12 protein-coding genes are annotated in these 13,785 nt (G+C 65.6%); 8 read left to right on the top strand and 4 right to left on the bottom strand.

Annotation, left to right across the window (positions count from 1 at the left end; all coding sequences use genetic code 11):
* The first annotated feature begins 132 nt into the window (after positions 1-132).
* The 3 genes from rho (at position 133) to C7C57_RS11670 (ending at position 4,540) form a co-directional block, all read left to right on the top strand.
* Positions 133-2,379, top strand: a complete 2,247-nt coding sequence (rho, locus tag C7C57_RS11680; RefSeq protein WP_187976554.1) for a transcription termination factor Rho — start codon at positions 133-135, stop codon at positions 2,377-2,379.
* A gap of 96 nt (positions 2,380-2,475) precedes the next feature.
* Positions 2,476-3,555, top strand: a complete 1,080-nt coding sequence (gene prfA / locus C7C57_RS11675; protein ID WP_187976553.1) for a peptide chain release factor 1 — start codon at positions 2,476-2,478, stop codon at positions 3,553-3,555.
* 280 nt (positions 3,556-3,835) lie between these two features.
* On the top strand, positions 3,836-4,540 hold the full coding sequence (locus C7C57_RS11670) for a hypothetical protein (protein ID WP_187976552.1): 705 nt from the start codon (positions 3,836-3,838) through the stop codon (positions 4,538-4,540).
* Between the two features lie 49 nt (positions 4,541-4,589).
* On the opposite strand, the gene epsC is transcribed toward C7C57_RS11670, so the two are convergent.
* Both epsC and cysK read right to left on the bottom strand, forming a co-directional pair.
* Positions 4,590-5,153: a serine O-acetyltransferase EpsC gene (gene epsC / locus C7C57_RS11665; RefSeq protein WP_030142880.1), complete on the bottom strand. Its 564-nt coding sequence runs from the start codon at positions 5,151-5,153 to the stop codon at positions 4,590-4,592.
* Positions 5,154-5,162: 9 nt separating this feature from the next.
* Positions 5,163-6,101: a cysteine synthase A gene (cysK, locus tag C7C57_RS11660; RefSeq protein ID WP_030142881.1), complete on the bottom strand. Its 939-nt coding sequence runs from the start codon at positions 6,099-6,101 to the stop codon at positions 5,163-5,165.
* Positions 6,102-6,308: 207 nt separating this feature from the next.
* Between cysK and prmC the strand changes: the two genes are divergently transcribed.
* Positions 6,309-7,205: a peptide chain release factor N(5)-glutamine methyltransferase gene (prmC, locus tag C7C57_RS11655; protein ID WP_370581410.1), complete on the top strand. Its 897-nt coding sequence runs from the start codon at positions 6,309-6,311 to the stop codon at positions 7,203-7,205.
* Positions 7,206-7,258: 53 nt separating this feature from the next.
* Here the strand turns inward: prmC and C7C57_RS11650 are convergent, their stop codons facing one another.
* Positions 7,259-9,241, bottom strand: coding sequence for a YhgE/Pip family protein (locus C7C57_RS11650; RefSeq protein WP_030142883.1), 1,983 nt, complete (start codon positions 9,239-9,241; stop codon positions 7,259-7,261).
* On the bottom strand, positions 9,241-9,900 hold the full coding sequence (locus C7C57_RS11645; protein ID WP_043321247.1) for a hypothetical protein: 660 nt from the start codon (positions 9,898-9,900) through the stop codon (positions 9,241-9,243). Before C7C57_RS11645 ends, C7C57_RS11650 begins: the two co-directional genes overlap by 1 nt.
* Before the next feature lie 125 nt (positions 9,901-10,025).
* On the opposite strand from C7C57_RS11645, the gene C7C57_RS11640 reads away from it, so the two are divergent.
* The 4 genes from C7C57_RS11640 to atpB all read left to right on the top strand — a co-directional run bounded on the left by C7C57_RS11640 (position 10,026) and on the right by atpB (position 13,749).
* Complete coding sequence (locus C7C57_RS11640) at positions 10,026-10,847, top strand: L-threonylcarbamoyladenylate synthase (RefSeq protein WP_187976550.1); 822 nt, start codon at positions 10,026-10,028, stop codon at positions 10,845-10,847.
* Entirely contained in the window at positions 10,844-12,124 is a 1,281-nt protein-coding gene (locus tag C7C57_RS11635; RefSeq protein WP_187976549.1) for an MraY family glycosyltransferase, read from the top strand. The genes C7C57_RS11640 and C7C57_RS11635 overlap by 4 nt, the downstream gene beginning before the upstream one ends.
* Entirely contained in the window at positions 12,121-12,579 is a 459-nt protein-coding gene (locus C7C57_RS11630) for a hypothetical protein (RefSeq protein ID WP_030142887.1), read from the top strand. Before C7C57_RS11635 ends, C7C57_RS11630 begins: the two co-directional genes overlap by 4 nt.
* A 429-nt stretch (positions 12,580-13,008) precedes the next feature.
* The gene (gene atpB, locus C7C57_RS11625; RefSeq protein ID WP_187978363.1) at positions 13,009-13,749 is read left to right on the top strand and encodes a F0F1 ATP synthase subunit A; all 741 of its coding nucleotides are present in this window, start codon (positions 13,009-13,011) and stop codon (positions 13,747-13,749) included.
* The last annotated feature ends 36 nt before the right edge of the window (positions 13,750-13,785 follow it).

Here is a 13,785-nt window from a genome sequence, read left to right as displayed (position 1 = left end):
CCATCGCTTCTGTGCCCCCGTACCGAGCATTACGCCTCCGGATCGGGTCGGGTCTCGTATCCCGCGTTTCCCATGCCGCGATGAGCATTTCAGCCCGTGGCCTACGCCCGGGTATAGGGGAAGGAACCCTCCGTGAGTAACACCGAAAACACCTACGAAATCGCCAATGATGCTCTGTCCACCCTCAAGGTGGCCCAGCTGCAGGCGCTCGCCGCCGAACACGGCGTCGTAGGATCCTCCAAGCTGCGCAAGAGCGCCCTGGTGGAGGCCATCGTGGCGGCTCGCGCCGCCGAGGCTCCCGCCGGTGCCGGCGCATCCAACACCGATTCTTCACCCGCCGAGGCGACGTCGCCTGCGGCCGGTGCCGTCGATTCCGAGGCTGCTGCTTCCGAGACTGCCGTTTCCGAGGCCCCCGCGGCCGAGGCACCCGTCGCTTCCGACGCCGTCGCCGCCCCGGCCGCCGCGCCCGTGGTCCGCAAGCGCGGATCGCGCCGCGTCAGCACCGGCACCGTCGCCGCCGAGCCGGTGGCCGCCACCGAGGCACCCGCCGAGGACGCCGCGCCGGTTTCGGCCCGAGGCCACGTCAACCACGATGGCGCCCCGCTGATCCCGAGCACCCCCGCCGCGGACGGCACTGCCGAGGCCGCCGAGCCCGCCGCCGAGAACGGTGAGACCGAAACCTCCGAGGCACCCCGTGGAAACCGTCGCGGTCGCGGCCGTGGTCGTGGCCGTGGTCAGGGCAACACCACCGAGAACGCGGACGCCACCGAGAGCACCGAGCCGGCCGAGGCACCCGCCGAGGAGAGCACCGAGGGCGGCGAGCAGGCGACCGAGCAGCCCCGCAACACCCGCGGCCGTGGTCGTGGCCGTGGTCGCAACAACGTGGAGCGCGCCGAGCAGGCCGAGTCCAAGTCGGAGGACGCCGCCGAGCCGCGTCAGAACGGCCGTGGCCAGAACGAGCGTGCCCAGGGCGAGCGTCCCCAGAACGACCGCAACCAGAACGACCGCGCAAACAACGATCGCGCGAACAACGGCCAGGGCGAGGGCAACCGCAACGACCGCGCGCAGAACGACAACAACCGCGGCGAGCGTGGCAACAACGGCCCCGCCGAGCGCACCCAGAACACCGAGGACGAGGCCGGCCGTGGTCGCGGTCGCTACCGTGACCGCAAGCGTCGCGGCGTGAACGAGGACGGCGAGATCGAGCTGGCCGAGGACGATGTCCTGCTGCCCATCGCCGGTATCCTCGACGTCCTGGACAACTACGCCTTCGTGCGTACCTCGGGCTACCTGCCCGGCACCAACGACGTTTACGTCTCGCTGGGTCAGGTCAAGAAGTACAACCTGCGCAAGGGTGACGCGGTGGTCGGATCCATCCGTCAGCCCCGCGAGGGCGAGCAGAACGCCCGCCAGAAGTACAACGCCATCGTCAAGGTGGACTCGATCAACGGCCTGTCCGTCGAGGACGCAGCCACCCGCGTCGACTTCGGCGAGCTGACCCCGCTCTACCCGCAGGAGCGCCTGCGGATGGAGACCGAGCAGGGCAAGCTGACCCAGCGCATCATCGACCTGGTTGCCCCGATCGGTAAGGGCCAGCGCGGCCTGATCGTTGCCCCGCCCAAGGCTGGTAAGACCATCGTGCTGCAGCAGATCGCCAACGCCATCGCGACCAACAACCCCGAGACCCACCTGATGGTGGTCCTGGTGGATGAGCGTCCCGAAGAGGTCACCGACATGCAGCGCACGGTGAGCGGCGAAGTCATCGCTTCGACCTTCGACCGCCCGGCCGAGGATCACATCACCGTCGCCGAGCTCGCGATCGAGCGCGCCAAGCGCCTGGTGGAGCTGGGCACCGATGTCGTGGTGCTGCTGGACTCGATCACCCGCCTGGGCCGCGCCTACAACCTGGCCGCCCCCACCTCGGGCCGCGTGCTCTCCGGTGGCGTGGACGCCGCCGCGCTGTACCCGCCCAAGCGCTTCTTCGGTGCCGCCCGCAACATCGAAAACGGTGGCTCGCTGACCATCCTCGCCACCGCGCTGGTCGAGACCGGCTCGAAGGCCGACGAGGTTATCTTCGAGGAGTTCAAGGGCACCGGGAACTCCGAGCTGCGCCTGAGCCGTCAGCTTGCCGATAAGCGGATCTTCCCGGCCGTGGATGTCAACGCCTCCTCGACCCGTCGCGAGGAGATGCTGCTCGGCAACGACGAGGTCAAGGTCACCTGGAAGCTGCGTCGGGCCCTCGCCGGTCTGGACCCGCAGCAGGCGCTTGAGGTTGTACTCGGTAAGCTGAAGGAGACCTCCAGCAACGTCGAGTTCCTCGTACAGATGCAGAAGTCGATGCCGGCACCCACCTCGGGTAACGGTCACGACCACCGCTAGCTGTTTTCCTCGAACCCGTTTCTCGCCGGCAGGTCACTGCCGCGGGCAGCGGGTTCGGGCTTTTTCCCCGAAAACAGTTTTGAGATAAGGAATCACATGTTTGAATCAGTGCACACACTGATCGCCGAGCACGCCGATCTGCAGGAGCAGCTCGCCGATCCGGCCGTCCACCAGGACCCGGCACGCTCGAAGAAGATCAACCGTCGCTACGCCGAGCTGAGCAAGATCATCGCCGCGCACACCCGCTGGCTGCAGTCCCAGGAAGACCTGGAAGCCGCCCGCGAAATGGCGAAGGAGGACGACGAGTTCGCCGCCGAGATCCCCGCGATCGAGGAGGGCCTCGCCGAGAACCAGGAGAAGCTGCGCCGTCTGCTGATCCCGCGCGACCCCGACGACGCCCGCGACGTCATCATGGAGATCAAGGGTGGCGAGGGTGGGGCCGAGTCGGCCCTGTTCGCCGCCGACCTGCTGCGCATGTACATGTACTACGCGGAGTCCAAGGGCTGGAAGACCGAGATGCTCGAGGCCGACCACAGCGACCTGGGTGGGTACAAGAACGTTCAGGTGGCCATCAAGTCCAACACCACCGACCCCTCGCAGGGTGTCTGGGCTCACCTCAAGTACGAGGGTGGTGTGCACCGCGTGCAGCGCGTGCCGGCAACCGAGTCGCAGGGACGCATCCACACCTCGACCACCGGCGTGCTGGTGTTCCCCGAGGTGGATGAGCCCGAAGAGGTCGAGATCAACCAGAACGATCTGAAGATCGACGTCTACCGCTCCTCGGGCCCCGGCGGCCAGTCGGTGAACACCACCGACTCCGCCGTGCGCATCACCCACCTGCCCACCGGTATCACCGTGGCCATGCAGAACGAGAAGTCGCAGCTGCAGAACCGCGAGGCCGGTATGCGCGTGCTGCGTGCCCGCCTGCTGGCCCACCAGCAGGAGCAGATCGACGCCGCCGCCTCGGATGCCCGCAAGAGCCAGATCCGCACCATGGATCGCTCGGAGCGCATCCGTACGTACAACTTCCCGGAGAACCGCGTGGCCGACCACCGCACCGGCTACAAGGCGTACAACCTGGACGCGGTCATGAACGGCGCCATGGAGCCCATCATCCAGTCGGCGATCTCCGCCGACGAGGAGGCTCGTCTGGCCGAGATCGGCGACAAGGGTTAGTCTCACCCACAGCACAACGGCCCCGGAATCTCAGGATTCCGGGGCCGTTTTTGCACCTCGCTTGAGGAGCGGTCAGTAACTCATGTTGTGTGCGAACCTGACCCGACCGTCATGACGCCAACAAAACGGCGATCGAGCCATACCTGAGCCTCGTGAGAAGTGTCCGCTATGACCGCTTGCGAACACGCATCGGCCCCCGTAACCTTGAAAACGTAAGCCCCGTGTGGACCGCTGGTTGTAAACCATGTCGCCGGGGCTCTGTTCTTGCCATAATTTCCACATGTCTGATCGGTGGATTGATTCGTGGCTGGGAGCCGCTCGTTTCCAGCGATACGTTGATGCCTGCGAGGGCGATCGTGCCCGCGCGCTTGCGCTCTACGAATGGAACCTGACGGCGAGTCAGGTTCTTATGCGCGATCTTGCGCACTTTGAGATCGCACTTCGTAACGCGTACGATGCCGCGATTACCGCGCACTGGCCTCACCGCACTCACTGGCTCCTCCATCCTGAATCTCCCGCGGTCATGCCCATCTGGCGAACTCGAGACATCGGCGGCATGAAACGTGGCACCGACGTCAACTCGCTCACCCGTAAAAGCGTGGACGATGCGATCCGGCGCTGCGGTTTTGGGCGTGCAACCGCAGGAAAGGTGATCGCTGCGCTGTCCTTCGGGTTTTGGCGTCAACTCACCACCAATGCGATGGAAAAATCGGTGTGGGTGCCATACCTGCATCATGCATTCCCGCCGGGCACATCACGGACGACTATGAATACGCAGATCGAAGCGTCAAACCGGTTGAGAAATAGAATCGCTCACCATGAATCATTGATTTCGTCGACATTGGATCTGCGCGCTATTCACGGCGGAATGATGGACTGCCTGCGGGCAGTGTCACCGCGGGCACATCATTATGTGCTGCGCACCTCGGCTGTCGCTGCGGTTCTTGACAGCAGGCCGGAGTCGCCTACCTCGATACGAGATTAGACACCAAACGGCCCCGGAATCTCAGGATTCCGGGGCCGTTCTGCGTGGGCTAGATGAAGTATTCGGGGGTCACCGGATCGGTGACGATCTTGCGCACCTTCGCCGGCACACCCACCAGGAGCGAGTCCGAGGGGGCGTCCTTGGTGACCACCGCATTGGCCCCCACCGCGCTGCGCGGGCCGATGGTGATCGGGCCCAGGATCTTGGCGCCGGCACCGATGGTCACCCCATCACCGATGGTGGGGTGACGCTTGCCCTTGGCCAGCGACTTCCCGCCCAGGGTCACGCCGTGATAGATGAGCACGTCATCGCCGACCACCGCGGTTTCCCCGATCACCACGCCCATTCCGTGATCGATGAAAAACCGGCGGCCGAGCTGCGCGCCCGGGTGAATCTCGATCCCGGTCAGGAACCTGACGATCTGCGAGTTCAGCCGGGCGGGCAGCTTGAAACCGCGTCGCCACAGGGCATGGCTGAGCCGATGCCCCCACACCGCGTGCACCCCCGAGTACAGCAAACCGACCTCGAATGAGGATCGGGCCGCGGGATCGTGGGTGCGCGCGGTGCGCAGGTCCTCGCGCAGGCGCGCGAAGAAACCGGAGGTGGTGCTGATGATCGGTCCTTACTCGGCCAGGCCCGCCCAGAGCGCGGTGGAGATGTAGCGCTCACCGGTGTCGGGAACCACGGCCACGATGGTCTTGTCGGCGTTCTCGGGACGTGCGGCCAGCTGGAGGGCGGCCCACAGGATCGCACCCGAGGAGATACCCGCCAGGATACCCTCCTGGGATGCGAGGTCCCGAGCGGTGTCCAGCGAGTCCTCGAAGGACACGTCGATGACCTCGTCGTACACCTCGGTGTCAAGGACCGGCGGCACGAAGTTGGCGCCGATGCCCTGGATCTTGTGCGGACCGGGCTTACCGCCGTTGAGGATGGGGGAGTCGATCGGCTCCACGGCCACAATCTTGACCTCGGGCTTGAGCTCCTTGAGGCGCTGACCCACACCGGTCACGGTGCCGCCGGTGCCCACGCCGGCCACGAAGATGTCGACCTCACCCTCGGTGTCGCGCCAGATCTCCTCGGCGGTGGTCTCGCGGTGAATCTGCACGTTGGCGGCGTTGGCGAACTGCTCGGCGAGGATCGCCCCCGGGGTCTCGGCGACGATCTCGGCGGCCTTCTCCACGGCGCCACGCATGCCGGCGGCGGGATCGGTCAGGACCAGCTCGGCACCAAAGGCGCGCAGCAGTGCGCGACGCTCGACGCTCATCGAGGAGGGCATGCTCAGCACCACCTTGTAGCCGCGGGCGGCACCCACCAGGGCCAGGCCGATGCCGGTGTTACCCGAGGTGCCCTCGACGATGGTGCCGCCGGGCTGCAGGTCTCCCGAGGCCTCGGCGGCGTCGATGATCGCGATGGCCAGACGGTCCTTAACCGAGGAACCGGGATTGAAGAACTCAAGCTTGGCGAGGACCGTGGCGTGCGACTCGTCGGCGAGGCGGTTGATCCGAACCAGGGGGGTGTTACCGAAGGTCGAGGTGATGTCCTCGTGGATGTATGCGTTCACGGGTGGGTGTCCTTACCATGTGGGGGTCAGCTGGGTAGTGCGGGCCGTGCCTGTGCGCGAGAATCTGCCCGCCGGTTTTCGGTGGGCAGAGCCGTGCGGAACCAGCCTATTGCGATCAGCGTGCCGCCGCGAGGCTCATGTCATTCGGATAGGGTTTATTACGCCGTGCGCATGCAGGGCACCGTTCCGACAGGGGTAAAAACAGCCGTGACCGAGACCCAACATCCCGCCGAATCCGCCGCCACGCCGAGCCCGCTGGGTCTTGTGCGTGACCAGATTGAGGCCAGACTCGCCGCCGCGGGGATCGCCGATGCCCGCATTGACGCGGAACTCCTGCTGGGGCACGTGCTGGGAGCCGGCCGCGGGGAGATACAGAGTGCGATCATCCTGGACCGCACCATCACCCCCGAGGATGCCGAAACCCTCGAACCCCTGGTTGCCCGGCGTGTGTTACGTGAGCCGCTGCAGCACATCCTGGGGACCGCGCCGTTCCGCTCGATGGAGCTGCTGGTGGGACCGGGCGTGTTTGTGCCGCGGCCGGAGACCGAGCAGGTGGTGCAGTACGCGATCGACGCGCTGCGGATCCTGCCCGATGCCGAACCCATCGCGATCGACCTGGGCACCGGCTCGGGGGCCATCGCCCTGGCCATGGCCACCGAGGTGCCCAATGCCCGGGTGTTTGCGCTCGAGAAGATCCCCGCGGCCCACGCCTGGGCCGCCCGCAACTTCGAAAAGATCGGGGCCGAGAACGCGACCCTGACCCTGGGGGACATGGCCGAGGCATTCACCGAACTGCATGGATCGGTAGCCGTGCTGATCTCCAATCCGCCGTATATTCCGGCGCGGGCAATCCCACGCGATATCGAGGTGCGGGAGTACGACCCGCCCACCGCGCTCTATGGCGGGGAGGACGGCCTGGACCTGGTGCGCACGATCTCCCGTCGCGGCCTCGACCTGGTGCGTCCGGGCGGCACCCTGATCCTCGAGCACGGCGAGCTGCAGGGCGAGGCGATCCGTGCGATCCTCGCCGCCGACGGCTGGCGTGCCCCGGCCACCTTCCCCGACTTCACCCTGCGCGACCGGGTCACCACCGCGGTCCGATAGCGCACACAAAAACGGCATGCCCCGCGGGGCATGCCGTTCTTGTGTGCCGGGACCTAGCCGATCAGGGAGGGCTGGAGGTCGCGCAGCGTGCGGAAGTGCGTCATCCGCGTCACACCGATCGCCGAGACCACCAGCGCCCCCAGCAGGATCAGCGTCAGCACGATCGCATCGTTTCCTGCCGCGGCCAGGTCACCGCCGTACATCAGCTGCCGCATCCCGTCCACCGCGAAGGACATCGGGAGGAAGTGATGCAGGGAGGCCAGCGGGCCGGGGAGGGTTTGCCAGGGGAAGGTACCACCGGCGGTGACCAGCTGGATCACCATCAGCACCAGTCCCAGGAACTGACCCACCGAACCCAGCCAGACGTTCAGCGCCAGGATGATCGCCGCGAATGTGACCGAGGCCAGCGCCATCATGCCGTAGGCCCCCACCGGATTCGACACCTGGAAGCCCAGGGTTCCGGCCACGATCCCGAACAGCGCGATCATCTGCACGGCACCGAGGATGGCCGGCGTCGCCCACCCGGCGAGGGTGATCTTGATCGGGGAGTGCAGCGCGGTGATCGCCCGACGTGAGAAGGGCTTCAGGATCAGGAACAGCGCGTAGATGCCGATCCAGGCGGCCAGGCTCACGAAGAACGGCGCCAGACCTGCACCATAGGTGCCGGCACTGGTGACGGCGCTGGAGTGCAGGTTAACCGGGTTGGAGATATTGGTGGCCTGATCGCTGCGCAGGGTGACCGTGGTCTCGGGGATCTGCTTGAACCCGTCGCTCAGGCCATTGGTCAGCGTCCCGAGGCCGCCGTGAATGGTGTCGAGGCCGCCGCCGAGCTCGCCGAGCTTTTCGGTCAGGGTCCCGAGGCCCTGGTGCAGGGTCCCGGCCGCGGTCGCCGCGGTCGAGGCACCATCGCGCAGGGTCCCGGCACCGGTGGCCAGCTGGTTGATGCCGTTGGTCAGCTGCGGGGTCGCATCGGCCAGGGCCTTGCTGCCCGAGGCCACCGCGGCGGCACCGGCGCTGAGCTGGTTGAGCTGGCCGACGGCCGCCTGCACCTTGGTGTTGGTCTGGTTGGCGGCATCGCCGACGGGCTTGAGGTTGGCCAGCACGCTGTTGATGGTGTCCTGCGGGACACCCGCCTTCGTAAGCTGCTCCTGAATCTCTTCCGAGACCTTCGGAATCTGATCCACCAGTTGGCTCGATCCCTGCGCCAGCTCGTTGCCGACCTGGGCAAACTGGGCGTTCCCGGCGGCAACCTTGGCGGCACCGTCGGCGAGCTGCTGGGACTGACCCGGCAGCGACGCCGTCTGGTTACGCAGGGTGTCCAGCCCGCCGGCGAGGGTCTGCGACCCGTCGCGGAGCGAGTTCAGCCCGGTGCCCAGCTGGCCGGCACCGTCACGCGCCTGCTCGGCCCCCGAGGTCAGTGCACTCGCACCGTCCAGGGCCGTCTTGGCACCGTCGGTGAGTTTGGTCCCGCCGTCGGCGGCTTCGACCAGGTTGCCGCGGATCTTGGCCAGCGCATCCAGGAAGGTCTGCGCCGCCTGCTTGTTAACGGTGGCCACGATCTGGGTCTGCACGGTCTTGGCCGCCTGGGTTCCGATCGTGGTGGCCAGGTAGCTGTTGGCGTCGTTGGTGGTCAGGATGACCTCGGCCTGACGCGGCTGATCGGTCTGCGAGGAGGCCAGGTCCTCGGAGAACTTCTCGGGCAGGGTCAGCGAGAAGTCGAACTCGCCGTCCTTCACCCCGGCCTTGGCCTCGGCGGCGCTGACCTGCTTCCAGGCGAAGGTTCCGTCCTTAACCAGCTGCTTGGCCACATCGTGACCGAAGTTGGTTTCCTTGCCGTTCTGGGTGGTTCCGGTATCCGAGACCACCAGGGCCACCGGGATCCGGTCCAGACGGTCATAGGGGTTCTGGTTGGCCCAGAGGTATAGGCCGCCGTAGAGCAGTGGGACGATCATCAGCGCGAGGAAGGCCAGCCGCGACATCCGCGTGGCCCAGAGCCGAGCGAACTCGGCACGGATCATGGCGATTATCTTGAGCATTAGGCGAGGCCTTCCAGGTTGAAGAGGGTCGCGGAATCCGAGGGCACGTCCGCCAGGGGTTCGATTTCGCGGGTCGAGGAAATGGCCGTGTGGGCGGCGACGCCGGCGATGACCAGCACCGCCAGATCACGCGCCGCGAGTTCGCGGGCGATCCGCCACCAGGCTTCGGGATCCCCGCCGTGGCGGTCGGGGGAGACCAAAACGATGCCGCGGACCTCGGGGCGGCGCGCGGCAAGTTCGGTCAGCATGCGGATCCGGTCGGTCGGGGCCAGATCCGCCATGTCGGTGCTCGATCGGTCACGCAGCCCCATCTCGTCCAGGGTGCGCGCCACGGCAATCGGGTGGCTCTTGAGACCGGCGAACATGAGCTCCTCGGCCACAACCTGAGAAACCGCAACGTTTCCTGCGGGTTCGCTGACGATCGGCGCGTCGACCAGGGCGATCTCGCGGCGAATCCGCGAGGCGTCAACCTGACCGTCGATGAGGACCGTGCCGCTATCCGGGCGCATTCGGCCCGAGGCGATCAGTCCCAGAACGGTGGGACGCTGCTCCGTTTCGGCGCGGGCGAAGGTGGCGGCACCGGTCTGAAGCTGAAGGCTAGTCTCCGGGAGAGCCGAGCCGTTCTTCCCCTTAGTAACCTGGCGAAGTTCGATTCTCATGCAGGATCCTTTGTGTTTTGTATGCACTCCATTCTGCGCTCATTTATACATACATGATGCAAATTGACCCGGCTCGGGGCAGATTCGAAGAACAGGATTGTCTCCCGGGATAGAATCTGTTCATAATGTCCCGCATTTATGACTGCGCCCAGAGCGCTCAACTCGATACCGGCCTGAAGCTTGCCGCATCCTCCCTCGGCCGGGGAGAGCTTGTGGTTATCCCCACCGACACCGTCTACGGTGTTGCCGCCGATGCCTTTTCCCCCGCCGCCGTGCGTGCGCTCCTCGCCGCCAAGGGCCGGGGTCGTCAGCAGCCGCCGCCCGTGCTGGTGGCGGATGTGGGAACGCTGCATGCGCTGGCCGAGAGCGTGCCGGAGATCGTGACCGAGCTGGTCGCCGCCTTCTGGCCCGGCGGACTCACGATCGTGTTGAACGCGCAGCCGTCCCTGGCTTGGGACCTGGGGGACACCCATGGAACCGTCGCCGTGCGCATGCCCGATAACCCGATCGCCCTGGCGCTGCTGCGCGAGACCGGCCCGCTCGCGGTGTCATCGGCGAACCTGACCGGCCTGCCCTCGGCGACCAGCGCCGCCGATGCCGAGCTGATGCTGGGCACCTCGGTGCACATTTACCTCGATGGCGGCCCGGTGGGACAGACCGCGTCGACCATCATCGATGCCTCACGCCTGTCGGGTCCCGGCGGCAAGGTACACGTCCTGCGTGACGGTGCCGTCAGCCGCGAGCAGCTGCGTAGCATCCTGGGCGACCTGCTGGCCGAGGATGACGAGGCCGCGCAGACCGAGGCCGCAGCGTCCGAAGCTGCCGCCAGCGCGCTCACGACCCCCGCCGCCGACGCCGCAAGCCCTGCTTCCGCCGCGGCAGCTCCCTCCGTCGAGGAGGGCTCCGTGTCCGAGCCCACCGAACCCGAAGCCGGTGCCGGCGGATGATCCAGTACGTTCTCGTTGCGGCGATCACCGCGGTGGTCACCTGGCTGTTGTCCCGGGTGGTCTATCGGGTGGCTTTGAAATACAAGCTGTATCCGGAGATCCGCGAGCGAGACGTTCACACCCGACCCACCCCGCGCCTGGGTGGGGTGGCGATGTTCCTGGGCGTGATTGTGGCGTTTATCTACGCATCCACGAACCCCTTCCTCGCCCAGACCTTTGCCGATGCACCCGGCCAGCTCTGGGCGGTCCTGGGGGCGGCCGGACTGATCGTGATCATCGGCGTCCTGGACGACCTGATCGACCTGGACTGGATGATCAAGCTCGCCGCCCAGTTTGTGGCGGCCGGGATCATCGCGTTCAGCGGGGTCCAGTTCTACTCGCTGCCCATCGGCGGACTGACCGTGGGATCCAGCCAGGCATCGTTTGTGCTGACCACGTTTACCCTGGTCCTGATCATGAACGCGGTGAACTTCATCGACGGTCTCGACGGTCTGGTGGCCGGCGTGGGCCTGATCGCCAACGGCGCGTTCCTGATCTACGGCTACCTGCTGGTGCGCTCGATGGGTCAGACCTCGTTCTTCAACCTGCCGCTGCTGCTCTCGGCGATTCTGGTCGGCATCTGCGCGGGCTTCCTGCCGATGAACTGGCATCCGGCCAAGATGTTCATGGGCGATGCCGGGGCGCTGCTGCTGGGTCTGCTGATGGCCACCTCGGCCGTGGCGATCACCGGGCAGATCGACCCCTCGGCGCTCGGCGTCGGCCAGGACACCGCGCTGTTTGGGCGCAGCCAGCTGATCGGTGCGTTTATCCCGATCATCCTGCCGGTGGCGATCCTGGTGGTGCCGCTGCTGGACTTCTTCCTGGCGGTCTTTAGGCGCACGGCGGCGGGAACCTCGCCGTTTACCGCCGACCGCAAGCACCTCCATCACCGCCTGCTGGACATGGGTCACAGCCACCTCCAGGCCGTGCTGGTGTTCTACGCGTGGACCGCGGTCATCTCCGCCTCGTGCCTGATTGCCTTTGTGATCTCGCCGAGCTGGATCGCGCTGACCTTCCTCGCCGTGGGCGTGATCGCCTGCACCCTGTGGACCTTCGCCCCGCGCCTGAACCGCTGGCGCGATCGCAGCGTCGAGGTGCGCGAGGCCCGCGAGGCCGGCGTGCCGATCGCCCCCGAACCCTTCCGTCGTCCCAAGCACCTGGACGATAACCATGCGCCCCAGGGCGCGTCCCTCCCCGAACACCCCGAGACCCCCGCAGCAAAGGATCCCCACGCATGAATGCCAACCCGATCTTCAAAAAGAGCCTGATCTGGGGTGGGCTGCTTGCGCTGGCCATCGCCATCGTCGGCGGCGTCATCGGCGGGCTGGTCGACGGCTCCCGCGGCGTAATTTCGGCGCTGATCGGCACCGCCATGGCCGCCGTGTTCCTGGGCATCACCGTGGCCTCGATCCTGATCGCCAACCGCTACTCCAAGTCCGACCTCTACGTGCCGATCTTCTTCGGCGTGGTGATGGGCGGCTGGATCGTCAAGTTTGTGCTGTTCCTGATCCTCGCCTGGAACCTCTCGGGTGCCGACTGGATCAACAAGACGGTGCTGCTGCTGTGCCTGATCGTCGGGGTCATCGGGACCCTGGTGGTGGACTGCGTCGCAGTGGCCAAGGGCCGCCTGCCCGCGGTCAGCGACATCGAGCTGCCCAAGTACGTCGACCCGGATGATGCACCCGCTTCCTGAGTGCCCACACACACGTGCCTCAGCCATCGGGTGTAGGCACCGATAACGTTTCGAGCCGGGCCGCGGGATACCGCGGCCCGTGTGCTTTAAGACGAGGCGATGCCACGCCAAATCGAGGGGAAATCGGCGTGCCGCCGGGCCCCTTTTACACCTGCGCCTCGCCGATTGTGGTTTTCCACACCGTATCTGCAAGAAATTCGGTGGATTTAACAAGCTTGCGGGCGTAATGGGGGGCAAAAATTTGATAGGCTAACTGAAGTTCCCCGCCTGAAGTGTGTAGTTTTTCTGTGTGCCCGGGTGGGGCGTCCAAACATTCGTCGTCGCGAGAGCTGAGCTCCCCGCCCGAAACAGGAGATAGCGCTGATAGTAAACGCTGTGCACCTGCTGGTCCCGACCGGAAACGAAGACGGTTTCCACGCGCCGTCCATCATGGAGTTCTTCCCAGAGGTTTTCCTCTTTGACGGATCTCTGTTCGCGATCAACCGCATCATGATGGTGCGTTTCATCGCTGTCGCCGCTCTTCTTATTTTGTTCTGGATCGGCACCCGCCGGATGCGAGTCGTCCCGGGTCGCTTCCAGAGCCTGATCGAGATGGGACTCGACCTCGTTCGAGTCAACATTGGCGAGGACCTCCTCGGCAAAAAGGATGCCAAGCGCTTCCTGCCGATCCTCACAACCATCTTCTTTATGGTTCTGTTCCTGAACATCACGGGAGTCATTCCGTTCCTCAACATCGCCGGTACTTCGGTCATCGGTGTCCCGTTGGTTCTTGCCCTGGTGTCTTACATCACCTTCATCTATGCCGGTATCAAGAAGAGCCCGAAGAAGTTCTTCAAGAACTCGCTGTTCCCCGCCGGGGTTCCGTGGCCGGTCTACATCATTGTGACCCCGATCGAGCTCGTCTCGACCTTCGTTATTCGACCGGTCACCCTGACCCTTCGACTGATGATGAACATGGTCGTTGGTCACCTTCTGCTGGTGCTGTTCTTTGCAGCCACGCAGTTCTTCATTTTTGCTGCGGGTGGCCTCTGGCCGCTGCTCGGCATCGGAAGCCTGGCATTCGGCTTTGCTTTCACCCTGTTCGAAATCCTGGTTGCAGTGCTCCAGGCTTACGTCTTCACGCTGCTGACTGCTGTCTACATTCAGCTGGCAGTAGCGGACGAACACTAACCGAGTACGGCAAACGCCTGCTCACCATCACGGAAG

It is taken from the genome of Mycetocola sp. JXN-3 (assembly GCF_014522285.1).
Taxonomy (GTDB): Bacteria; Actinomycetota; Actinomycetes; order Actinomycetales; family Microbacteriaceae; genus Mycetocola; species Mycetocola saprophilus.
The sequence above is the reverse complement of the archived record's forward strand: the minus strand, read 5'-3'. Positions and strand labels throughout refer to the sequence as shown.

Bases quoted from the DNA above. Each gene is read 5' to 3' on its own strand.
- C7C57_RS11635 (WP_187976549.1), top strand. From the start codon at position 10,844: ATGATCCAGTACGTTCTCGTTGCGGCGATCACCGCGGTGGTCACCTGG.
- C7C57_RS11630 (WP_030142887.1), top strand. From the start codon at position 12,121: ATGAATGCCAACCCGATCTTCAAAAAGAGCCTGATCTGGGGTGGGCTG.
- C7C57_RS11650 (WP_030142883.1), bottom strand. From the start codon at position 9,241: ATGCTCAAGATAATCGCCATGATCCGTGCCGAGTTCGCTCGGCTCTGG.
- atpB (WP_187978363.1), top strand. From the start codon at position 13,009: ATGGAGTTCTTCCCAGAGGTTTTCCTCTTTGACGGATCTCTGTTCGCG.
- C7C57_RS11670 (WP_187976552.1), top strand. From the start codon at position 3,836: ATGTCTGATCGGTGGATTGATTCGTGGCTGGGAGCCGCTCGTTTCCAG.
- C7C57_RS11640 (WP_187976550.1), top strand. From the start codon at position 10,026: ATGTCCCGCATTTATGACTGCGCCCAGAGCGCTCAACTCGATACCGGC.
- prfA (WP_187976553.1), top strand. From the start codon at position 2,476: ATGTTTGAATCAGTGCACACACTGATCGCCGAGCACGCCGATCTGCAG.
- C7C57_RS11645 (WP_043321247.1), bottom strand. From the start codon at position 9,900: ATGAGAATCGAACTTCGCCAGGTTACTAAGGGGAAGAACGGCTCGGCT.